Source organism: Amnibacterium endophyticum (assembly GCF_042680685.1).
In the GTDB taxonomy this organism is placed as follows: domain Bacteria; phylum Actinomycetota; class Actinomycetes; order Actinomycetales; family Microbacteriaceae; genus Amnibacterium; species Amnibacterium endophyticum.
Genome location: NZ_JBHUEA010000013.1, coordinates 78,259 through 98,737 on the forward strand (window position 1 = coordinate 78,259; position 20,479 = coordinate 98,737).

Consider the following 20,479-nt stretch of genomic DNA (forward strand, 5'->3'; position numbering starts at 1 on the left):
CCCCCTTCCCCCCCCCCTTGCCCCCCCGGCGGCGCCCCCCCCGCCGCGGCGCAGATGCCGGCGATCAGCTCCGCGATCGGGCGCGGCTCGCCCGAGGTCAGCACGTACGCCTGCCCGTGGACCCGGTCGGCGGCCGCCAGCGCGGCGAGGATCCCGCTGACGGCGTCGTCGAGATAGGTGCTGTCGACGAGCGCCGCGCCGGAGCCCACCAGCGGCAGGCGGCCCCCCGCCGCGCGCTCCTGGATCCGGGCGACCAGCTGCGGGTCGCCCGGCCCCCACACCACGTGCGGGCGCACGGCGACGACGGCGAAGCCCGGCGCGTCCGCGTCGAGGGCCGCGACCTCCGCGGCCGCCTTCGTGCGGGCGTAGGCGCCGCGGGCCCTCCTCGGCTGCGCGGGCATCGCGTCGTCGCCGACGATGGGCTCGCCGGTGTGCGCGACCGACGGCGACGACACGAACACGAAGCGCGTGGCACCGCTGCGCTTCGCGGCGCGCAGCAGGCGCTCGGTGCCGCGGACGTTCACGTCGACGAACTCGGACTCGCCGCCCGCGAAGGACACCTTCGCCGCGAGGTGGACGACGGCCTCGACGCCGTCGACCGCAGCGTCGACGGCCTGCTGCTCGGTGACGGAGCCGAGCACGTCGTCCGCCCCCTCGACGCCGGAGGCCCGGCGCTGCAGCGTCCGGACCGCGTGCCCCTCCGCGACGAGCGCGCCGGCGACCGCGGCGCCCAGCCAGCCGCTCGCGCCGGTGACGAGCACCCTCACGGCCGGCCCGCCCGCTCCCCCGCGAGGACGCGGGACGCCCATGCCGCGACCCGGGCGCGGTCGATCTTCGCGTTGTGCCGGACGTCGACCGGCAGCGCGGGCGTCGCGAGCACCGCCGCGACCGGGCGCCCGACCTCGCGCCGCACCGCGGCCGCGAGCGCCGGGTCGGCGAGCGGCCCCTCCGCGCCCTCCGCCACGACGACGAGCTGCTGCGTGCCGCGCGGACCGACGCCGACCGCGGCCGCCCGGGACGCCCCGGCGCGCTGCGCCGCCTGCTCCACGCCGACCGGCGTGACGACGCCGTCGGCGGTGACGACGACGTGCGGCAGCCGTCCCTCCACCCACAGGCGGCCGTCGGCGTCCAGGTGCCCGACGTCGCCGGTGCGGTGCCAGCCGTCCGCGCGCGCCGCGTGCGTGGTGCGCCACAGCCGGTCGTAGCCGGCGAGCATGTGCGGGGCGCGCACCTGGATCTCCCCGGTCACGTCCGGCTCGTGCGTCGGCTCGCCGGTCGCCCGCCCGTCCTCGTCGAGCGGCGCGATCCGCACCTCCGCGCGCGCCGTCGCCGGCCCGACCGGGACCCCGTCCCCGTCGCCGGCCTCGTGGATCTGCTCACGGGTGACGTCCGCGACGAGCAGCGACTCCGTCATGCCGTACGGCGTGCGCAGCGACGCGTGCCGGAGCACCTGCTGCGCCTCGTCGAGCAGCGGGGCGCCGACCGGCGCACCGACGGTGAGCAGCAGCCGGACGCCGTCGAACGCGGCCGGCTCCGGGTCGGTCGCCAGCACGTTGGTGAGCGCGGCGGGCGAGAGGAAGACGGCGTCGGCGTCGATCGCCGCCACCGCGCGCGCGAGAGCCGCCGCGGTGAGCGTGGCGGGCTTCGTCACGTCCATGTCCGGCACCGCCGTGCGGCAGCCGAGGGCCGGGCCGAGCAGCGCGAACGGCGCGAAGCCCGCCACCAGTCCGGTCGCGCGGCCGATGCCGTACTGCGCGACCAGGGCGTCCCGCACCCCGGCGAGGCGGGCCTGCGTGTAGCGCACGCCCTTCGCTGGTCCCGTGGAGCCGGAGGTGAAGAGCACGGCGGCGAGGTCGTCCGGCCCGGGCTCCTGCGGCAGCGCACGGCCGCGGCCGAGCCGCGCGAGCTCGGGCAGGGTGTGCGCGACGCCGAGCGCGACCAGCGCGGGCCGCGACAGGCCGGACGCGGCGATGCGCCGCCGGGGCCAGCCGAGCGCGCGCGCGGCGGCGAGCGCACGCGGGATCCCGACGACCCAGTCCGGCCTTGCGCCGTTGACCGCGCGGGTCAGCCCGGCGACGCCGAGGCCCGCGTCGGCGACGACGACGACCGCGCCGATGCGCAGGCAGGCGAAGAGCGCGGCGGTGAGGTCGCCGCCCGGCGGGACGAGCAGCGAGACCCGGTCGCCGGCGCGCACGCCCACCGCGTCGAACCCGGCGGCGAGGTCCCGCACCCGGCGGGCGAGCAGCCGCCACGGGAGCCGGCGCTCGCCGTCGCCGCGCAGCTCGACGAGCGCGACCGCGTCGTCCTCCGCCCGGTCGTCGAGCTCCGCCCACATCGGCCGGGTCGGCCACTCGCTCGCGGGTCGCCCCTGCTCTCGGGAGCGCGTCGGGGACGCGACCCAGTCGAGCACTGCGCCCGCCACGTCCACGTCCTCCGGCAGCAGGTGGCCGGCGCCCTCGAAGCGGTGCACCTCGGCGTGCGGCAGCCGGTCGATCAGGTCGTGCAGGTAGCGCTCCTGGAACACGGGGTCGCGCGGCCCCCAGAGCAGCAGCGCGGGCGCGGCGAGCGCGCGGAGCCCCTCCGCGATCCCCTCCACGGCCCGCCGGCTCGGGTGGGCCTCGGTCGCCGGGATGTCGGCGACGAAGTCGCGGATCCCGCCGCGCCGCGCCGCGCCGCGGTACGGCGTGCGGAAGGCGTCCTTCACCCGTCGTGCCAGCGGCGGGTGCGCGATCGCCAGCGTCGTCTCGAGGAAGGCGGTCGTGCGCTCGGTGCCGCCGGACGAGGCGGCGAGCGCGAGGCGCAGCGCCGGCGGCAGCGCCTGGTGGCCGTCGACCGCGGTGTTCGTCAGCACGAGGCCCGCGAGGACGTCCTGGTGCGCGAGCGCCCAGCCGCTGACGATCACACCGCCCCAGTCGTGGCCGAGCGCGACGACGGGCCCCTCGAGCGCGAGCGCGTCGGTGAGCAGGCCGAGGTCCCGCACCCGGTCGGCGACCCGCCGCACGACGCCCGTGCGCTGCGAGAACCCCATCTCCAGCTGGTCGACGGCGACGACGCGCCACGCCTGCTCCCCCGCCTCCGCGCGCCGCAGCGACTCGGCGAGCAGGTCGCGCCAGAGGTAGCTCCAGGTCGGGTTCCCGTGCACCGCGAGGATCGTGCCGACCGGCTCGACGCCCAGCGCCGCGAGCGCCGCGCCCGTGTCGAGCAGGTGGTGCACCGCCTCGCCGCCGGTGGCGGGGTCGGGCACGACGACCAGCCGCGACCAGGCGGGGTCGAGCCCCGGCAGGTCGGGCGGGAAGGTGCCGGCAGCGGTCGGGGCCGTCACCAGGCCAGTTCGAGCATGGACGTGTTGATGCCGCTGCCCACGCCGCAGAGCAGCACCCGCTCGCCCTTGACCAGCTTGTCCGACTCCTGCGCCAGCGTGATCGGGATCGAGGCCGACCCGACGTTGCCGAGGCTCGGGTACGTGATCGGGACGCGGTCGGGGTCGATCTCGGCGGCCTTCACGAACGCGGCCGTGTGCGCGCTCGACACCTGATGCATGATGTAGCGGTCCATGTCGGACCAGTTCCAGTCGCGCTTCGCCTCGTTCCAGGCGGCGGTGACGAGCTCCATCCCGCGCTTCAGCAGCGACTTCGTGTCGGTCGTCATGCCGTCCATCGAGCCGACGCAGAGCTCGTTCCACTCCGTGCCCGCACGGGTGACGCCACCGACGATGCGGTGGCCCTCGGGGTGCTTGTCGGCCGGGCCGAGCACCGCCGCGGCAGCGCCGGAGCCGAGCGTGAGGCTCGCGAACTGGTTCATGAAGTCGGCGCGCTCGAGGCCCTCCGCCTGCACGAGCCGCTCGATCGTGGTGCGCTGCATCCGGTCGATGTCCTCGCCGTCGATGACGATCGCGTACTCCACCTGACCGGCGTCGATGAGGCCCGCCGCGAGGCTCAGGCCGTTGACGAAGCCGAGGCACGCGTTCGAGACGTCGAAGTTGATCGCGCTCGTCGGCAGGCCGAGCCCGTGGTGCAGGCGCGTCGCGACGGACGGCTCGAGGTGCTCCTTGGTGATCGAGGTGTTGATCAGCAGGCCGACCGAGGCGGCGGGCACGCCGGCCTGCCGCAGCGCCTGCTCCCCGGCCTGCACGGCCGCCTCGTGGGAGGAGAGGCCGGGGCCCCAGTTGCGGCGCTCGATGACGCCGGCGACCCGCTCGAGCAGGCCGGCCGGCAGGCGCAGCCGCTTCAGGATCGGCTCGAGGCGCCGCTCGATCTCGACCGAGGTGGTGACGAGCGGTCCGAGGACGCTCTGCACCGACAGCAGGGAGACGTTGCGGTACGTCGAGGTGGCGTTGCCGTTCACGGGCGTGGGGCTCCAATACATGAGGCGCGCCCGCGCGCGAGACGAGATGCGCGACGGGCTGCCCTCCATTCTGCCCGACGGGCGCGCGCACCGGGTCCGGCGGCCCGCTCCCGAACCGCTCCCCGAGCGGTCTGCCAGGATCGCGCCATGTCGATCGAGTTCGCGTCGTCGGAGCGCTCGACCCTCGGGCTCGAGTGGGAGCTGCAGGTCGTCGACCGCGCGACGGGGGCGCTCGCGCCCGCCGCACCCCATGTGCTCGAGCACGCGCGGCCGCAGGACGACGACGAGATCGAGCGGCTGACCAGCGAGCTCTTCACGAACACGGTGGAGGTCGTGAGCGGCGTGCACCGCACCGTCGGCGGCGCCGTGGACGACCTGGCGCGCACGATCGAGGCGGTGCGCGAGGTGACCGACCCGATGGGGCTCGAGGTGATCTGCTCGGGCACGCACCCGACCGCGCGCTGGCAGGACCAGGAGGTGACGCAGAAGGAGCGCTACGTCACCCTGCTCGACCGCACCGCGCACGTCGGCCGGCAGCTGCTGATCTGGGGCCTGCACATGCACGTCGGCCTCGACGCCGCCGCGAAGGCGCTGCCGGTCGTCGAGGCGATGCTGACCTACTACCCGCACCTGCAGGCGCTGTCGGCGAGCAGCCCGTTCGTGTTCGGGGAGGCGACGGGCTACGCCTCGAACCGCGCCCTGCTGTTCGAGCAGCTGCCGACCGCCGGCCTGCCGCCGCGCCTCGACACGTGGCAGGAGTACGAGGCCGCCGTGGCGGACCTGACCAGGGTCGGCGTCATCGAGCACTGGGACGAGGTGCGCTGGGACGTCCGGCCGAGCGCCAAGTGGGGCACGGTCGAGACGCGGATCTGCGACGGGCCGCCGACGCTGCTCGAGGTCGGGGCGTTCGCCGCGCTCGTGCAGTGCCTGGTCGACGACTTCTCCGCCCGGTTGAGCGCCGGGGAGCCGCTGCCCGTGCTGCAGAAGGTGTACGTGCGCGAGAACAAGTGGCGCGCGGCGCGCTACGGCATGGAGGCGGTCGCGATCGTCGACCGCGACGGCACGGAGCGCCCGGTGCGCGACGAGCTGGAGGCGCTCGTGACCCGGCTCGAGCCGATCGCGGAGCGGCTCGGCTGCGCGGAGCAGCTGCAGGACGTGCGCGTGGTGCTGGACGGCGGCAGCTCCGCCGAGCGGCAGGCGCGGGTGTCGGCGGCCGCGGGCGCCGATCTCGACGCGGTCGTGCCGGCGCTGATCCGCGAGATGCGGGCGGGGCGACCGCTGCCCTGAGCTAGTCGGCGCCGCCGGGCGGCGGGGTGCGCCCCTCGCGCTGCTCGAGCCAGCGCGTGTGCCCGCGGAGGCCGTCGCGCACCGCGAAGCGGATCACGAGGTAGGCCAGCACCGCGACCACCGCGAAGACGATCGCGTAGAGCACCAGCGGAACGAGCAGGTCCGGCGGTCCGAAGCCCATCAGGCTCTCCTCCTCGAAGTCGAGGCGCTCAGCCTGGCGGGCTCAGCCGTTGTGCGCGTCGCGCCACGCGAGCCAGCGCTGCACGGGCGCCCAGTCGATCTCCGGCTCGGACAGCCCGATCGTGAAGAGGCGCACGCCCGCGTCGAGGAGCGCCTGCGCCGTCTCCTCGGACCGGTCGCGCAGCTCGTTGCCGATCTCGATGCCCGCGACGTCGCGACCGACGTCCTCCGCGTGCCGCTGGAGCACGTCGAGCTTGTGGGGCAGCGCCTCCGGCGGCACGAAGCTGTGCCACACGTCGGCGTGCTCGGCGACGATGCGCAGCGTCTTCCGCTCCCCCGCACCGCCGATCAGGATCGGGATGCGGCGCACGGGCCGCGGGTTCAGGCGCGACCAGCGCTCCCGGATCACCGGCAGATCACGGGCGAGGTCGTCCAGCCGCGAGCCCGCGGTGCCGAACGGGTACCCGTACTCCTCGTAGTCCCGCTCCGCCCAGCCCGACCCGGTGCCGAACACGAAGCGGCCGCCCGAGATGTGGTCGATCGTGCGGGCCATGTCGGCCTGCAGGTCCGGGTTCCGGTACGAGTTGCAGTTCACGAGCGGCCCGAGCTCGACCCGCTCCGTCGCCTCCGCCCACTGCGCCAGCTGCGTCCACGCCTCGAAGTGCAGCCCGTCGGGGTCGCCCGACAGCGGGAAGAAGTGGTCCCAGTTCAGGACCATGTCGACGCCCAGCTCCTCCGCCTTCAGCGCCGCGTCGCGGTGCGCGGTGATCGAGCGGTGCTGCGGGGCGATCTGCACGGCGATGCGGACGGGACGGTCGTCGGCGTGGAAGGCGGCGCTGCTCACGCGACGAGTCTCCTCCGGTGCCGCTGCACGATCGGGGAGCGGCACCGGTCAGGTTCGCCGCGTAGGCATGGCGGGCCGCCGCACCCGCGGCGGCAGGCACGAGGAGGACGAGATGACGGACGACGCCAAGGGCAAGGCGCAGGCGAACCTGGAGGCCAACGGGCGGATGGCCGAGATCGTGGGCGCCGGGGACTGGGACCGGTTGCGCGAGGTGCTGAGCGACGACTTCGTCGACCACGACCCCGCTCCCGACCAGGGCGACGGGCCGGACGGGATCGGCCGGTTCTGGCAGGGCTTCAAGGGCGCGTTCGACGACGTGGCCCTGGAGCCCGTGCAGGTGATCTCGACGGAGGACTTCGTGACCGCCGTGCTGGACGTGACCGGCACCCACACGGGCGAGTTCCTCGGCCACGAGGCGACCAACCGCACCTTCAAGGTGCGGGGCATCCAGGTCGGGCGATTCGTCGACGGGCGGATGACGGAGCGCTGGGGCTCGACCGACCAGCTGGGCATCCTGCAGCAGCTCGGGCTCGCCTGACCGACCGGGCGCGTCCGGCGATCAGCCGGGCGCGCGCGAGCGGTGCACCGTCAGGAAGAGGCGGTGCACCGTGACCACGACCGCGAGCCACGCCGCGCCGAGCACCCAGGCGGCGACGACGTCCGTGAGCCAGTGGTGGCCGAGGTAGACGCGGGACAGCCCGATGCCGAGCGCGTAGGTCGCGGCGACGGCCACGGTCCAGACCCGGCCCGCGACGCTGCGGCGCTTCAGCAGCAGCACGTAGCCGACCGCCCCGGCGATGACGATCGCGTTCAGGGTGTGCCCCGACGGGAACGACGCGGAGGTCTCGTAAGGCGGCACCGCGTCCGCCATCGGAGGCCGCTCCCGCCCGAAGATCCGCTTGCCCGCGATCGTCATCGCGAGCGAGCCGAGCGCCGCCGGCACGATCACGAGCACCGGCGTCCAGGACCGGCGCACGATCACCAGACCGGCGATCGCGAGGACGGTGAGGACCGGAGCGACCACCGGGCCGCCGACGAAGGTGAAGCCCGTCACGACGGCGTCGGGCACCGGGGCGCGGAGCGCGACCGCCAGCTGCAGCACCGGCTCGTCGAGGCGGGCGAGGTCGCCCTGCTCGCGCACGCCCTCCCACACCTCGCCGAACGCCCAGACCGCGGTCGAGAACACCGCGGCGCCGATGACGATCGGCAGCAGGTAGGCCCAGTACGGGCCGAGCAGCTCGGTCAGCCGCCCCGCACCCCGGATCACCGGCCGCATGAACGCCGGCCAGCGGGTCAGGTCGAGGCCGCCGATCCACCGGTCCAGGTCCTGCAGGGGCGAGGCCGGCGCAGGCCGCCGGTCCCGCTCCGTCACGCGGAGTCGCCCGCCCCGCCGAACTCCGCGGTGCCGACGAGGATCGCCCGGCCGAGCGTGTGGAAGTGCAGGTTGAAGCCGAGCACCGCGGGCGTGACGTCGGGATCGATCCCGAGGCTCGGCACGTCCACCGCGTGCACGACGACGAAGTAGCGGTGCACGCCCGTGCCCTGCGGCGGGGTCGCGCCGGTGTAGCCGCGCTGCCGCAGCTCGTTGTTCAGCACGACCGCGCCGTCGGGCGCGTCCGCCCCCGCGGCGAGCGAGGTGACGGAGGCCGGGATGTCCGCGACCGCCCAGTGCCAGAAGCCGCTGCCGGTGGGCGCGTCCGGGTCGTACATCGTGACGGCGAAGCTCTGCGTCCCGGCGGGCGGGTCCGACCAGGTCAGCTGCGGCGAGCGGTCCTCGCCGCCCGCGTCGGCGCCGTACATCGCGGCCTGGAGCGGCTGCCCGTCGGTCACGTCGTCGCTCGTCACCGGGAACGACGGCACCGGGTCGAGGCGGGCGTAGGGGTCGTAGTCGCGATCGCTCATCCCGTGACGCTACGGCGGCGGGCTGGGGCTCAGCCGCGGGGCGAGGACACGCGGTCCGGGCGGATGCGGACGATCACGCGCTGCTGGTCCGTGCCGCCGAACCACGGGTAGGGGCGGCCCAGGTACTTCTGCGAGAGCTCGTCGATGTGCTCCCGCGCGCCGTCCGTCGTCGTCTCCACCACCGTCCCGCGGATCTGCACGTAGGACGACGGGTCGTCGGGGTCCGCCACCGCGACCGCGACCCGCGGGTCGCGCTCGATGTTCCGCAGCTTCTGGAACCCGGCGACCGTGTTGACGACGACGTGCTCGCCGTCGGTGCCGACCCAGACCTGCGTCAGCTGCGGCGAGCCGTCGGGCATCGTCGTCGCGAGGTAGCAGGGGCTGGCGCGGTGCAGCAGCGCGAGCACGGTCTCCGGGAGGTCCACGGTCGCGACGCTACGAGTGCGCGGCTGGGACCGGCATCCACCCCGCGCGGGTCAGCGGCCGAGGAGCTTCTGCAGCTGCTCCATGTCCGGCTGGTCGGCCTGCCCCTGGGCGCCGCCGAGGCCGAAGCCCGCGCCGCCCGCGGACGCCGGCTTCGCCGGGCGGCCCTCCGCGAGCGCCTTGTTCTCGGCCGCGCGCTTGGCGGGGTTGCCGCTGCGGCTGCCCTGCTTCTTCTTCGCCTGCTGCGGCCGGCGCCCGCCGCCGACGCCGACCGGGCCCATGCCAGGGATCTGCGGGACGCCGCCGCGGGCCACGGTCTTCATCATCTTCGCGGCCTGCTCGAAGCGCTGGACCAGCTGGTTCACGTCGGTCACGGTCATGCCGGAGCCGCGGGCGATGCGCAGCCGCCGGCTGCCGTTCAGGATCTTCGGCTGGCGACGCTCCTGCGGCGTCATCGACTGGATGATCGCCTCGGTGCGCACGATCTCGCGCTCGTCGAACTGGTCGAGCTGCTCCCGCATCTGCCGGGCGCCGGGCAGCATGCCGATCATCTTCATCAGCCCGCCCTTGTCGCGGAGCTGCTGCATCTGCTTCAGGAAGTCGTCGAGGGTGAACTCGCCCTCGGCGATCTTCTCGGCCATCTCGAGCGCCTCGCGCTCGTCGAAGGCCTGCTGCGCCTGCTCGATCAGGCTGAGGATGTCGCCGAGGTCGAGGATCCGGCTCGCCATCCGGTCCGGGTGGAACGGCTCGAACTCGGTCAGCTTCTCGCCGGTGGAGGCGAACACGATCGGGCGGCCGGTGACGGAGGCGACGGAGAGCGCGGCACCGCCGCGGGCGTCGCCGTCGAGCTTCGTCAGCACGACACCCGTGAAGTCGACGCCGTCCTGGAAGGCCTTCGCGGTCGCGACCGCGTCCTGGCCGATCATCGCGTCGATGACGAAGAGGACCTCGTCCGGGTCCGTCGCGCGCCGGATGTCCGCGGCCTGCTTCATCAGGTCCGCGTCGACGCCGAGGCGGCCCGCGGTGTCGATGACGACCACGTCGTGCTGCTTGTCGCGCGCGAAGCGGATCGCGTCCTTCGCGACGCGCACCGGGTTGCCGACGCCGTTGCCGGGCTCGGGCGCGAAGACGGTCGCGCCCGCCTGCTCCCCCACCACCTGCAGCTGCTGGACGGCGTTCGGCCGCTGAAGGTCGCAAGCGACCAGCAGGGGCGTGTGGCCCTCCTTCTCCAGCCACATCGCGAGCTTGCCGGCGAGCGTCGTCTTGCCCGCGCCCTGGAGGCCGGCGAGCATGATCACGGTCGGCGGCTGCTTCGCGAACTCGAGGCGCCGCGTCTCGCCGCCGAGGATGCCGATCAGCTCCTCGTTCACGATCTGCACGACCTGCTGCGCCGGGTTCAGCGCCTTGTTCACCTCGGCCCCGAGCGCGCGCTCGCGCACGCGGGCGGTGAACGCCTTGACGACGTCGAGGTTGACGTCCGCGTCGAGCAGGGCGCGCCGGATCTCCCGGACGGTGCCGTCGACGTCGCTGGCGGTGAGGACGCCCTTGGTGCGGAGGTTCGCGAGCGCGGCGGTGAGCCGGTCCGACAGGGATCCGAAGGCAGCCATAGGGCCGTGATCCTACCGCCGGGGCGGGGCGCCGGCGCCTCGCGCGGTCCCTGCGCCTCGGCGCGCGGTCGGTGCGGCGCGGCGCGGTCGGCGTGCGGACCGCGCCACGCCACGGCTACCGCGCGAGGGCGTCCAGGAGGGCCTGCTCCTCGGCGTCGGTGAGGCCCGCTCCGTGGGGATGCGCCGGCTGCTGCTCCTCCCACGCCAGCGCGTCGCGCAGCGTGTCGGCGAGCGGGCGGTGGACGAGTCCTGCGGCGCGCGCGGCGGAGCCGTCGCGGGTCGTGAAGCCCTGCCAGCCGGGGTCCGCGAGCCAGAGCGGGAGGCTGCGCGGGCCCATCCACTCCTGCACGCCCTGCTCGAGCAGCCACGGCTCGGGCGCCGCGACGACCTCGCCGGCGTGCCCGGCGACCCGCCGGGCCGTCTCGAGGTGCTCGGGCAGCGGCGTCTCCGGGCCGACCGCGTCGACGACACCGCCGGCACCGCGCTCCGCCCGGTCGAGCATCCAGGCGGCGAGGTCGCGGACGTCGAGCAGCTCGGAGGAGCGCCGGGCGGCGTCGGGCACGAGCACCGCGTCCCCGCTCGGGTGCGCGAACCGCCACGGCCAGTAGGTGGAGCGGCCGGTGTGGTCGCCGGGGCCGCCGATCAGGCCGGCCCGCGCGACGAGCGCGCGGTCGCCGAACGCCGCGAGGATCCCGCGCTCGCAGGCGACCTTGCCCTGCCCGTACTCCTCGCCCGGGTCCGCGGGCTCCGCGTCGGGGTCGAGCAGGGCCGCCGCCTCGTCCTGGTGCGGCGTCGCCGGGTCCGCGTAGGCGTTGACGCTTGACACGAAGCCGAACCAGGCCGCGTCGAGCGCCTCGACCGCGCCGCGGACGTGCTGCGGGTCCCGGGCCACGTCGAGCACCGCGTCCCAGCGGCCGCCCACCTCCTCGTAGGCGCCCGGGCGCTCGCGGTCCGCCCGCACGAGGCGCGTCCCCGCCGGTGCCGGACCGGTGCCGCGGGCGAGGCAGGTCACCTCGTGCCCGCGCGCCACCGCCTCCGCGGCGAGCACGCCGCCGACCCACGCCGTCCCACCGAGCACCAGTACGCGCATGCGGGCGACTCTGTCGTGCGCCGCTCCCGCGCCGCCAGCCCGTCCGCTCAGGGCGGAGTCAGGGACGAGCGCTCCGATGCTCGTCGGATCCGGTGCGGGTCAGAGGCGTGCGGTGCACCTCCGGGCCTCGGTGCGGCACCGGATCCTGCAGCGAGGCACCGGATCCGACGCACGGCGTCGCGGCGCACGGCTCCCGACCGCGCTGTCGGCCGTGCCGGATAGCGTCCTCGGCCGTGGACGCCATCCCCCTCGGGCTCTCCGGGCTCTCCGTCAGCCGCGTCGTCGCCGGGCCCGCACGCGAGCCGGTGCCGGTCGCCCGCGGCGTGCGGGTGCTCCACGAGGCGTGGGAGCTCGGCGTGCGCGCGCTCGACGTCACCGACGGGGCGAGGGCCCGGGAGACGGCGGCGCAGTCGTTCCTCGACGAGCGGCAGCCCGAGGACGCCGTCCTGCTCGCCGCGATCGGCGTCCCCGTCGACCCGGAGCGCGGCAGCGACCTCTCCCCGGATCGCGTCACGCGCGGCGCGACCGCCCGCGCCCCGCGGCTCGGGCGCCTCGACGCCGTGTGGCTGCGCGGCACCGACCGCGACACCGCGCCCGAGGCGACCGTGACCGCGCTCGCCGCGGCGATCGCGGCGGGCACGATCCGCGCCTGGGGCGCCGGGGACGCCGACGTCCGCGCGCTCGAGGGCTGGCTGACCGCCGCGGACTCGGCCGGCCTGCCGCGCCCCGCCTTCGCACGGGTCGGCTGGAGCCTGCTCGACCGGCAGGTCGAGGAGGACCTGCTGGAGCTCGCGTTCGGCGAGGACGTCGCGGTGCTGCCGACGCGCGTCTTCGCGGGCGGGCGGCTGAGCGACCGGCACGTCGCCGCCGCCGAGGAGACGGAGCGCGCGGTCGCCGCCGGGGCGGAGCGGACGGCGCCCGCCGAGCCGCGCCTCGAGCAGCTGATCGCCCTGCGCGACCTGGCGCGGGAGCGGGACGTGTCGACGCAGGCGCTTGCACTCGCCTGGCTGCTCGCGCATCCCGCGAACCCGGCGCCGATCGTGCCGGCGGTGCCCGGCCCCGGCTGGGACGCGGTGCCGGAGGCGGTCGAGGCGGCACCGGACCTCGACGAGGAGACGTGGGCGCGGATCGACGAGCTGTTCGCGGACCCCGGCTTCTAGTCGGCGGGCCGGAGCAGAGCCGGGTCCTCCAGCGGGTGGTGGGCGAGGCGCTCGAGCACTCCGCCGTGCAGGATGCGGTGCGCCTGCGACCCCGGCTTCCGTGCCGCCTGGTCCACCAGGTGCGCGCCGAACTCCGCGCCGAGGTCGCCCCTCGGCAGCTCGGCGAGCACGGCCCGCAGGTAGTCGCGCGGCAGCACGTCCGGCCGGGCGCCCGAGATGTCGAGCCCGGTCGCGATCTCGAGCAGGTGGCCCTCTCGGTCGAGCCCGGGGTCGACCTCGGGCCAGTTGTGCCGCTCGATCACCTCGACGAGCCGCTGCCGCCGCGTGGCCGGCCAGCCCGCACCCGCCGCGAGCACGGCGGCGACGTGACCGCCCGCCGTCTCGTACGGCGCGCGCACGGCGTCGAAGACCTCAGCGAGACCGAGGTCGTGCAGCAGCGCGGCCACCGCCAGCAGCTCGCGGTCGAGGTCGCCGAAGCCCAGGACCTCGGCGAAGGCGGACGCCCAGTACCAGCTGCGCTCGCTGTGCAGGAGGAGCGCCGGCGAGAGGTGCTGGGCCGCGACCTCCCGTGCCGCGCCGACGACCGGCGTGGCCGGCGGGCGGTGGTCCTCGGGGCGCACCCGAGCAGTCTGTCCGACCTAGGCTTCCCGGCGTGATCGACGTCGTCGCGACGAGACTCGCTCCCGACCTGCTCGACTACCGCGAGGGCTGGGCGCTGCAGCGGCGCACCCACGCCGCGGTCGTGGGCGGCGCACCGGACGCGCTGATCCTCTGCGAGCACTCCCCCGTCTACACCGCGGGCAAGCGCACCGCGGACGACGAGCGACCCGTGGACGGGACCCCCGTCGTCGACGTCGACCGGGGCGGGAAGATCACCTGGCACGGGCCCGGCCAGCTGACCGGCTACCCGATCCTGCGGCTGCCCGACCGGCACGAGGTCGTCGCGTTCGTGCGCGACCTGGAGGCCCTGATGATCGACGTCGCCGCCGCCTTCGGCGTGGTCGGCGAGCGCGTCGAGGGCCGCAGCGGCGTGTGGGTGCGGACGTCGGAGGGCTGGGACAAGATCGGCGCGATCGGCCTTCGCGTCCAGGACGGGGTGACCATGCACGGCTTCGCGCTGAACTGCAGCAACGACCTCGCGCCCTACGACCGGATCGTCGCCTGCGGCATCCGGGACGCCGGCGTCACGACCCTGTCGGCGCTGACCGGCCGCACGATCACGCCCGCCGACGCGGCACCGATCGTGCTCCAGCACTTCCGCGACGGCGTCCTCGGCCTCGCGGGCCAGCAGAAGAAGGTGGCCGCATGACCGACCTCGCGACGCCCGGGGTCGTCCGACTCCCCTCCACGGGCCTCTCCCCCGAGCAGGAGGCCGCCCAGGCCGGGCACCGGCGGATGCTGCGCCTCGAGGCGCGGAACGCGGCGGTGCCGATCGAGCGGAAGCCGGCGTGGATCCGCACGACCCTGAAGCAGGGCCCCGAGTTCCAGCAGCTGCGCTCGCTCGTGCAGCAGGAGGGCCTGCACACGGTCTGCCAGGAGGCCGGCTGCCCGAACATCTCGGAGTGCTGGGAGGACCGCGAGGCCACCTTCCTGATCGGCGGGTCCCAGTGCACCCGCCGCTGCGACTTCTGCCAGATCGACACGGGCAAGCCCGCCGACTACGACACCGACGAGCCGCGCCGGGTCGCCGAGTCCGTGCGGTCGATGGGGCTGCGCTACGCGACGGTCACCGGCGTGGCCCGCGACGACCTGCCCGACGAGGGCGCCTGGCTGCACGCGGAGACCGTCCGGCGGATCCACGAGCTGAACCCCGGCACCGGCGTCGAGATCCTCGCCACCGACTTCTCCGGCGACCCCGGGCTGCTGCAGGTCGTCTTCGACTCGCGGCCCGAGGTCTTCGCGCACAACGTCGAGACCGTGCCCCGGATCTTCAAGCGGATCCGGCCCGCCTTCCGCTACGAGCGGTCCCTCGGCGTGCTCACCGCGGCCCGCGACGCCGGCCTCGTCACGAAGTCGAACCTCATCCTCGGCATGGGCGAGACGCCCGACGAGGTGCTGCAGGCGCTCGAGGACCTGCACGCGGCCGGCACCGACATCATCACGCTGACCCAGTACCTGCGCCCCACGCCGCGGCACCACCCGGTCGACCGCTGGGTGACGCCGGCGGAGTTCGAGGACTTCAAGACCGCGGCGGAGGAGATCGGCTTCCTCGGCGTGCTCGCGGGGCCCCTCGTGCGCTCCTCCTACCGCGCGGGCCGCCTCTACGCCCGCTCGATGGCCGCGAAGGGCCGCGCGCTGCCCGACGGGCTCCAGCACCTCGCCGACCCGTCGCTCGGCTTCGCGCAGGCGGTCGGCTGAGTCCGCGGCGGCTCCTCGCGCGACGCCACAGGAACCGCGCGAGCGCGCGGGGCACGCTGACGGGGTGCCCCTGATCCTGCCGTTCGACGGCGTGCTGCCTGAGATCCACCCCTCCGCCTTCGTGGCGGACACCGCGACCGTGATCGGGCGGGTGACGATCGAGGCGGACGCCGTCGTCATGTTCGGCGCCGTGCTCCGCGCGGACCGGGACGCGATCGTGCTCGGTGCCGGCAGCAACCTGCAGGACGGCGTCGTGGTGCACGGCGATCCCGGGTCCCCCGCGCGCATCGGCGCCGGGGTGAGCGTCGGGCACGGCGCGGTCGTGCACGGCTGCACGGTGGAGGACGACTGCCTGATCGGGATGAACGCGACCGTGCTGAACGGCGCCGTGATCGGCGCCGGGTCGCTGGTGGCCGGCGGGGCGGTCGTGCTGGAGGGCGCCGAGGTGCCGGCGCGCTCGCTGGTCGCGGGCGTGCCGGGACGGGTGCGGCGCGGCATCTCCGACGAGGAGGCGGCGCGCATCCGGCAGAACGCGGCGACCTACCGCGAGCTCGCGAGCGCGTACCGCTCCGCCGCGGAGCGCTGACTCCGGCACAGGCTCCCCCGTGACGCCGCACGTGTGAGATCGCCCAGGTTCCGCAGAGGTCGCCTCCAGCGAACGGAACGTTTGCGCCCAGGCAAGCACTGCACGGTGGAGGTCGTCCCACGGAAGGAGCACGAATGACCGACACCACCGCAGCCGAGCAGCCGCCCCTCGACCCCGACACCTCCGAGGCCACGAAGAAGCAGCTGGACCGGGCCGTCGAGCAGGGCGACGCCTACAAGGAGGCCGTGCTGTACATGGCCGAGCAGGTGGCCGACACCGGCGGCACGAAGGAGGCGGGCGACTACCTGGTCGGCTTCGCCATCGAGGAGGCCGAGGGGATGTACTCGCTCGAGGGCGGCGAGCTGCAGTGGAACAACCCCCACGAGGAGAACGCCCACGTCGAGATCGCCGTGATGGACGCCGCCGACGGCCGCTTCGTCCCGAACCTCCACGTCACCGCGTCCCTCGTGACGCCCGACGGCGAGGAGCTCGGCCCCTACGACCAGCAGCTCGTCTGGCACCCGATGATCTACCACTACGCCCGCAACTGGGTGCTGCCCGCCGACGGGGAGTACACGCTGAAGGTGCACATCGACCCGGCGCCCTTCCTGCGCCACGACGAGGTGAACGGCCGCCGCTTCGTCGAGCCGGTCGACGTCGAGTTCACGGGCGTGTCGATCGAGCGCGACAAGGAGCCGGTGCAGCCGCCGCAGTAGGGCCGGAAGCGCCTCTCGCCGACAGCGGCACGCCTCCCGCTGATCGAGGTGCGAGCGCAGCGAGCCTCGAGGTCACCCGTCGACCGGGTGGTCTCAAGGCTCCGCTGCGCTTCCGCACCTCGACCAGCGGAGGGGGCGGCGCAGGCGGTCCCGTCAGCCGACGAGGCCCTGCGCGAAGACGCTCGGCGTGAAGCCGGTGAGGTCCTGGATGCGCTCGCCCTCCCCGATCAGCTTGATCGGGATGCCCGTCTCGTCCTGCACGCGCAGCACGAAGCCGCCCTTGGCGCTGCCGTCCAGCTTCGTGATCACGAGGCCGGTGACGCCCGCGGACTCGATGAACGCCTGCGCCTGCAGCACGCCGTTCTGCCCGGTCGTCGCGTCGAGGACGAGGAGCACCTCGGCGATCGGGGACTGCTTCTCGACGACGCGCTTGATCTTGCCGAGCTCGTCCATCAGGCCGCCCTTGGTGTGCAGGCGGCCGGCCGTGTCGATCAGCACGATCTCGGTGCCGGTCCGCTTCGCGTACTCGACGGTCTGGAACGCGACGGAGGCCGGGTCCTGGCCCTGCTGCTGCGGCCGGACGACGGCCGCGCCGCCGCGCTCCGCCCAGGTGGCGAGCTGCTCGACCGCGGCGGCGCGGAAGGTGTCCGCGGCGCCGACGACGACCGAGCGCCCGAAGTTGCCGACGTACTTCGCGAGCTTGCCGATCGTCGTCGTCTTGCCGACGCCGTTCACGCCGACGACCAGCACGACCGCGGGCCGGTCCGTCAGCTTGAGCGTGGGATCGAACCCGGCGAGGCGCTCCTCCACGTCCTCGCGCAGCATCCGCTGCAGGTCCCGCGGGTCGGTCGTGCGGTAGCGCTCGACCTTCTCCTTCAGGTCCGTGATCATCGACTCGGTGATGTCGGGCCCGAAGTCGGCGCCGATCAGGGCGCCCTCCAGGTCGTCCCACGTGTCCTCGTCGATCGTCCGCACGGCGCCGAAGAGGTTCCGCAGCCGTGCGCCGAAGCCTCTGCGTTCCGCCACGACCCCAGTCTCACAGGACTCCGCCCAGCGACGCGCGTTCAGGATGAGGCCATGACCGCCTCCTCCCCGAAGATCGCCCTGCTCGGCACCGGCACCATGGGCGCCGGCATGACACGCTCCCTGCTGCGCGCCGGCCTGCCCGTCACCGTCTGGAACCGCACGGTCGAGAAGGCGCGGCCGCTCGCCGACGACGGGGCGACCGTCGCGGAGTCGGCCGCGGACGCCGTGCGCGAGGCCGACGTCGTGATCACGATGCTGTTCGACGCCGACTCGGTCGAGTCCGTGATCGGCGACGTCGCGGACGCGATCGGGGACGCGGTCTGGCTGCAGTCGAGCACGATCGGGCCAGACGGCACCGCGCGGCTGGCGCGTCTCGCGGACGAGCGCGGGCTCACCTTCGTGGACGGCCCCGTGCTCGGCACGAAGGGACCGGCGGAGCAGGGGAAGCTCGTCATGCTCGTCTCCGGGCCCGCCGACGCGATCGACCGCGCGCAGCCCGCGCTCGACGCGATGGGCTCCCGGACGATGCGCCTCGGCGACGAGCCCGGCCGTGCGAGCGCGCTGAAGATCGTCGCGAACGCCTTCATCGGCACGCTCACGGCGGCGATCGCGCAGAGCGTCGCGCTGGCCGAGTCGCTCGGGCTCGACCCCGCCGACTTCACCGGTGCGCTCGCCGGCGGCGCCTCCGACTCCCCCTACGTGCAGGTGAAGGGCAAGGCGATGATCGAGGGGACCACCGAGGACGCGCAGTTCCAGCTCGACGGCGTGCTGAAGGACCTGCGGCTCGCCCGCGGGACCGCCGAGCAGCAGGGTGTCACCTTGTCGCTGCTCGACGGAGCCGTCGAGGCGTACGACCGCGCGAGCGGCGATGGGCACGGGAGCGAGGACATGGCCGGGGTCGTCGCGGCCTTCCGACCGGCGGGCTGAGGGTGCTGAACAAGGACACCCGCGTCTGCATCTCGCTCGCGGGGCGGCCGAGCGACCTCGGGACGCGGTTCCACAACCGCCTCTACGACGAGCTCGGGCTCGACTTCCTCTACAAGGCGTTCACCACCGACGACCTGGAGGGAGCCGTGCGAAGCGTCCGGGCGCTCGGCATCCGGGGCTGCTCGGTCTCGATGCCGTTCAAGACCGCGATCATCCCGTTCCTCGACGGGCTCGAGCCGTCGGCGGCCGACATCGACGCCGTGAACACGGTCGTGAACGACGAGGGGCGGCTCACCGGGTCGAACACGGACGTCGAGGCGGTCGGCGAGCTGCTGGAGCGCTCCGGGCTGGACCGCGACCTGCAGGTGGTGCTGCGCGGCAGCGGCAGCATGGCGTCCGCGGTCTCCGCAGCCCTCGCGCGGGCGGGCTTCGGGCGCACGACGGTGTGGGCGCGGAACGAGGCCGCGGGCCGGGCGATCGCCGAGCGGGACGGGCACGCCTTCACGACGGACCCGGACTCCGGCGACGTGCTCGTGAACGTGACCCCGATCGGGATGACCGGCCCGGACGAGGACGCGCTCGCGTTCGACGCCGGCCTGCTGCGGGGCGCCTCCGCCGTGATCGACGTCGTGGCGCTGCCCGCCGAGACGCCGCTGATCCGGGCCGCCCGCGCGGAAGGACTGCCCGTGATCACCGGCGCCGAGGTGCACGCGCTGCAGGCGGCGCTGCAGTTCGAGCGGTACACGGGCGTCGCGCTCACCCGCGACCAGGTCGACCGCGCATCCCGATTCGCCCGCTCCGCATAGCCCTTGCATTTCGTAGGCGGATCCGAAGTATCAGCCGCAATCCGCCTACGAAATGAAACCCGGAAAGGGGATGTGGCGATTTCCGGGCGCGGATTAGATTGCTGCTACAGCCGCTACCCGACATCGGGAGCACCGGAACCGGGGCTCACGACAGCTCGATCGACTGCTCGCCGCGGCCGCCGCGGCGCTGTTGACCCACCCCGCGGGTCCGGCGCCCGGCGGACGCGGTGAGGATCGTCAGCCCGTGCGGGCCGCGAGCCGCTGGCCGACGACCGCGGAGACACCGTCCTGCCGCATCGAGACGCCGTAGAGCGCGTCCGCGATCTCCATCGTCCGCTTCTGATGGGTGATCAGGATCAGCTGCGAGGAGTCGCGCAGCGAGGACACCACCTCGAGCAGCCGGCCGAGGTTCGCGTCGTCGAGCGCGGCCTCCACCTCGTCGAGGATGTAGAACGGGCTCGGCCGGGCGGTGAAGATCGCGAGCAGGAACGCCACGGCCGCGAGCGAGCGCTCCCCACCGGACAGCAGCGACAGGCGCTCGATCCGCTTGCCCGCGGGGCGCACCGACACCTCGACGCCGGGTTCCGCGTCGTCCGTGAGCGAGAGCCGGCCCGTGCCGCCCGGGAACAGCACGGGGAAGATCCGGGCGAAAGCCGCCTCGGTGTCCGCGTACGCCGCGTCGAAGATCTGCCGCATCCGCGAGTCGAGGTCGTCGACGATCGCGAGCAGGTCGGCGCGCGTCCGGTGCAGGTCCTCCAGCTGCTCGCCGAGGAACCGGTGCCGCTGCTCGAGCGCCGCGAACTCCTCGAGCGCGAGCGGGTTGACCCGCCCCAACCGCGCGAGGCGGCGCTCCGCCGCGGCGAGGCGGCGCTCCTCCTCCCCGCGATCGAGGCCCGGGACCGCCTCCGCGGCGAGCGCTGCCGCGTCGAGCCCCAGCTCGGTCGCGGCCCGGTCGCGGACGGCGCCGAGGGAGACCTGCAGCTCGTACGCCCGCATGTCGAGGTCCCGCGCCAGGTGGTCGGCCGCGAGCTCCGCGGCGAGCGCCGCGGTCAGGCCGGCGCGGGCCTCCCGGAGCTCGGCGTCGTGCTCGCGCCGCTCGTGCTCGAGGTGCGCGAGCCGGGTCGCGGCCTCGGCGGCCGAGCGGTCGATGGACGCCTGCCAGGCTGGCAGCGCCGCGAGCCCCGCCTCGGCCGCCTCCCGCTGCACCCCGCGCTCCGCGGCGC

General features: G+C 74.8%; 22 protein-coding genes. 9 read left to right on the forward strand and 13 right to left on the reverse strand.

Going from position 1 to position 20,479, the window contains the following annotated elements; translation table 11 throughout:
• From ACFSBI_RS09735 to ACFSBI_RS09745, 3 genes are all read right to left on the reverse strand, one after another.
• Positions 1-767 (reverse strand): NAD-dependent epimerase/dehydratase family protein (locus ACFSBI_RS09735; RefSeq protein ID WP_377934411.1); only part of this gene is annotated, 767 nt, incomplete at its 3' end.
• Positions 764-3,322, reverse strand: coding sequence for an alpha/beta fold hydrolase (locus ACFSBI_RS09740; RefSeq protein ID WP_377934413.1), 2,559 nt, complete (start codon positions 3,320-3,322; stop codon positions 764-766). The genes ACFSBI_RS09740 and ACFSBI_RS09735, both read right to left, overlap by 4 nt.
• A complete protein-coding gene (locus tag ACFSBI_RS09745) occupies positions 3,319-4,365 on the reverse strand; it encodes a 3-oxoacyl-ACP synthase III (protein WP_377934415.1) in 1,047 nt (348 codons plus the stop codon). Before ACFSBI_RS09745 ends, ACFSBI_RS09740 begins: the two co-directional genes overlap by 4 nt.
• A 126-nt stretch (positions 4,366-4,491) precedes the next feature.
• On the opposite strand from ACFSBI_RS09745, the gene ACFSBI_RS09750 reads away from it, so the two are divergent.
• Complete coding sequence (locus ACFSBI_RS09750) at positions 4,492-5,631, forward strand: glutamate--cysteine ligase (protein ID WP_377934417.1); 1,140 nt, start codon at positions 4,492-4,494, stop codon at positions 5,629-5,631.
• Between the two features lies 1 nt (position 5,632).
• Here ACFSBI_RS09750 and ACFSBI_RS09755 read toward each other — a convergent pair whose 3' ends face one another.
• Both ACFSBI_RS09755 and ACFSBI_RS09760 read right to left on the reverse strand, forming a co-directional pair.
• Positions 5,633-5,812 (reverse strand): hypothetical protein, encoded by a 180-nt coding sequence (locus tag ACFSBI_RS09755; RefSeq protein WP_377934419.1) that lies wholly within the window; start codon positions 5,810-5,812, stop codon positions 5,633-5,635.
• Positions 5,813-5,854: 42 nt separating this feature from the next.
• On the reverse strand, positions 5,855-6,655 hold the full coding sequence (locus ACFSBI_RS09760; RefSeq protein ID WP_377934421.1) for an LLM class F420-dependent oxidoreductase: 801 nt from the start codon (positions 6,653-6,655) through the stop codon (positions 5,855-5,857).
• Positions 6,656-6,767: 112 nt separating this feature from the next.
• Here ACFSBI_RS09760 and ACFSBI_RS09765 point away from each other — a divergent pair, with 112 nt between their 5' ends.
• Positions 6,768-7,193 (forward strand): ester cyclase, encoded by a 426-nt coding sequence (locus ACFSBI_RS09765; protein ID WP_377934423.1) that lies wholly within the window; start codon positions 6,768-6,770, stop codon positions 7,191-7,193.
• A gap of 21 nt (positions 7,194-7,214) precedes the next feature.
• Here ACFSBI_RS09765 and ACFSBI_RS09770 read toward each other — a convergent pair whose 3' ends face one another.
• The 5 genes from ACFSBI_RS09770 to ACFSBI_RS09790 form a co-directional block, all read right to left on the reverse strand.
• A complete protein-coding gene (locus ACFSBI_RS09770) occupies positions 7,215-8,027 on the reverse strand; it encodes a phosphatase PAP2 family protein (RefSeq protein ID WP_377934425.1) in 813 nt (270 codons plus the stop codon).
• On the reverse strand, positions 8,024-8,557 hold the full coding sequence (locus tag ACFSBI_RS09775; RefSeq protein ID WP_377934427.1) for a YbhB/YbcL family Raf kinase inhibitor-like protein: 534 nt from the start codon (positions 8,555-8,557) through the stop codon (positions 8,024-8,026). The genes ACFSBI_RS09770 and ACFSBI_RS09775 overlap by 4 nt, the downstream gene beginning before the upstream one ends.
• 29 nt (positions 8,558-8,586) lie before the next feature.
• Positions 8,587-8,982 carry a PPOX class F420-dependent oxidoreductase gene (locus tag ACFSBI_RS09780; protein WP_377934428.1) on the reverse strand — a complete coding sequence of 132 codons (396 nt, stop codon included), beginning with the start codon at positions 8,980-8,982 and terminating at the stop codon, positions 8,587-8,589.
• A gap of 51 nt (positions 8,983-9,033) precedes the next feature.
• Complete coding sequence (gene ffh / locus ACFSBI_RS09785; RefSeq protein WP_377934430.1) at positions 9,034-10,587, reverse strand: signal recognition particle protein; 1,554 nt, start codon at positions 10,585-10,587, stop codon at positions 9,034-9,036.
• Positions 10,588-10,702: 115 nt separating this feature from the next.
• Positions 10,703-11,677, reverse strand: a complete 975-nt coding sequence (locus tag ACFSBI_RS09790) for an NAD-dependent epimerase/dehydratase family protein (RefSeq protein WP_377934432.1) — start codon at positions 11,675-11,677, stop codon at positions 10,703-10,705.
• A 233-nt stretch (positions 11,678-11,910) separates the two neighbouring features.
• On the opposite strand from ACFSBI_RS09790, the gene ACFSBI_RS09795 reads away from it, so the two are divergent.
• On the forward strand, positions 11,911-12,837 hold the full coding sequence (locus ACFSBI_RS09795) for an aldo/keto reductase (RefSeq protein ID WP_377934434.1): 927 nt from the start codon (positions 11,911-11,913) through the stop codon (positions 12,835-12,837).
• Here ACFSBI_RS09795 and ACFSBI_RS09800 read toward each other — a convergent pair.
• Positions 12,834-13,457 carry an HD domain-containing protein gene (locus tag ACFSBI_RS09800; protein WP_377934436.1) on the reverse strand — a complete coding sequence of 208 codons (624 nt, stop codon included), beginning with the start codon at positions 13,455-13,457 and terminating at the stop codon, positions 12,834-12,836. The genes ACFSBI_RS09795 and ACFSBI_RS09800 overlap by 4 nt on opposite strands.
• Before the next feature lie 32 nt (positions 13,458-13,489).
• On the opposite strand from ACFSBI_RS09800, the gene lipB reads away from it, so the two are divergent.
• The 4 genes from lipB (at position 13,490) to ACFSBI_RS09820 (ending at position 16,497) form a co-directional block, all read left to right on the forward strand.
• Positions 13,490-14,146, forward strand: a complete 657-nt coding sequence (gene lipB / locus ACFSBI_RS09805) for a lipoyl(octanoyl) transferase LipB (RefSeq protein ID WP_377934438.1) — start codon at positions 13,490-13,492, stop codon at positions 14,144-14,146.
• On the forward strand, positions 14,143-15,195 hold the full coding sequence (gene lipA / locus ACFSBI_RS09810) for a lipoyl synthase (protein WP_377934440.1): 1,053 nt from the start codon (positions 14,143-14,145) through the stop codon (positions 15,193-15,195). Before lipB ends, lipA begins: the two co-directional genes overlap by 4 nt.
• A gap of 64 nt (positions 15,196-15,259) precedes the next feature.
• Positions 15,260-15,781 carry a gamma carbonic anhydrase family protein gene (locus ACFSBI_RS09815; RefSeq protein ID WP_377934442.1) on the forward strand — a complete coding sequence of 174 codons (522 nt, stop codon included), beginning with the start codon at positions 15,260-15,262 and terminating at the stop codon, positions 15,779-15,781.
• 134 nt (positions 15,782-15,915) lie between these two features.
• Positions 15,916-16,497 (forward strand): iron transporter, encoded by a 582-nt coding sequence (locus ACFSBI_RS09820; RefSeq protein ID WP_377934444.1) that lies wholly within the window; start codon positions 15,916-15,918, stop codon positions 16,495-16,497.
• 153 nt (positions 16,498-16,650) lie between these two features.
• Here ACFSBI_RS09820 and ftsY read toward each other — a convergent pair whose 3' ends face one another.
• Positions 16,651-17,523, reverse strand: coding sequence for a signal recognition particle-docking protein FtsY (gene ftsY / locus ACFSBI_RS09825; protein ID WP_377934445.1), 873 nt, complete (start codon positions 17,521-17,523; stop codon positions 16,651-16,653).
• 51 nt (positions 17,524-17,574) lie between these two features.
• Here ftsY and ACFSBI_RS09830 point away from each other — a divergent pair, with 51 nt between their 5' ends.
• Positions 17,575-18,450, forward strand: coding sequence for an NAD(P)-dependent oxidoreductase (locus ACFSBI_RS09830; protein WP_377934447.1), 876 nt, complete (start codon positions 17,575-17,577; stop codon positions 18,448-18,450).
• The gene (locus ACFSBI_RS09835; protein ID WP_377934459.1) at positions 18,447-19,256 is read left to right on the forward strand and encodes a shikimate 5-dehydrogenase; all 810 of its coding nucleotides are present in this window, start codon (positions 18,447-18,449) and stop codon (positions 19,254-19,256) included. Before ACFSBI_RS09830 ends, ACFSBI_RS09835 begins: the two co-directional genes overlap by 4 nt.
• 237 nt (positions 19,257-19,493) lie before the next feature.
• On the opposite strand, the gene ACFSBI_RS09840 is transcribed toward ACFSBI_RS09835, so the two are convergent.
• The coding region (locus ACFSBI_RS09840; RefSeq protein ID WP_377934449.1) for an AAA family ATPase at positions 19,494-20,479 on the reverse strand (986 nt) is incomplete at its 5' end.

What these genes read in the sequence shown, in the direction of transcription:
- ACFSBI_RS09745 (WP_377934415.1), bottom strand. Translation starts at nt 4,365, where the DNA reads ATGTATTGGAGCCCCACGCCCGTGAACGGCAACGCCACCTCGACGTAC.
- ACFSBI_RS09750 (WP_377934417.1), top strand. Translation starts at nt 4,492, where the DNA reads ATGTCGATCGAGTTCGCGTCGTCGGAGCGCTCGACCCTCGGGCTCGAG.
- ACFSBI_RS09755 (WP_377934419.1), bottom strand. Translation starts at nt 5,812, where the DNA reads ATGGGCTTCGGACCGCCGGACCTGCTCGTTCCGCTGGTGCTCTACGCG.
- ACFSBI_RS09765 (WP_377934423.1), top strand. Translation starts at nt 6,768, where the DNA reads ATGACGGACGACGCCAAGGGCAAGGCGCAGGCGAACCTGGAGGCCAAC.
- ACFSBI_RS09775 (WP_377934427.1), bottom strand. Translation starts at nt 8,557, where the DNA reads ATGAGCGATCGCGACTACGACCCCTACGCCCGCCTCGACCCGGTGCCG.
- ffh (WP_377934430.1), bottom strand. Translation starts at nt 10,587, where the DNA reads ATGGCTGCCTTCGGATCCCTGTCGGACCGGCTCACCGCCGCGCTCGCG.
- ACFSBI_RS09790 (WP_377934432.1), bottom strand. Translation starts at nt 11,677, where the DNA reads ATGCGCGTACTGGTGCTCGGTGGGACGGCGTGGGTCGGCGGCGTGCTC.
- lipA (WP_377934440.1), top strand. Translation starts at nt 14,143, where the DNA reads ATGACCGACCTCGCGACGCCCGGGGTCGTCCGACTCCCCTCCACGGGC.
- ACFSBI_RS09820 (WP_377934444.1), top strand. Translation starts at nt 15,916, where the DNA reads ATGACCGACACCACCGCAGCCGAGCAGCCGCCCCTCGACCCCGACACC.
- ACFSBI_RS09830 (WP_377934447.1), top strand. Translation starts at nt 17,575, where the DNA reads ATGACCGCCTCCTCCCCGAAGATCGCCCTGCTCGGCACCGGCACCATG.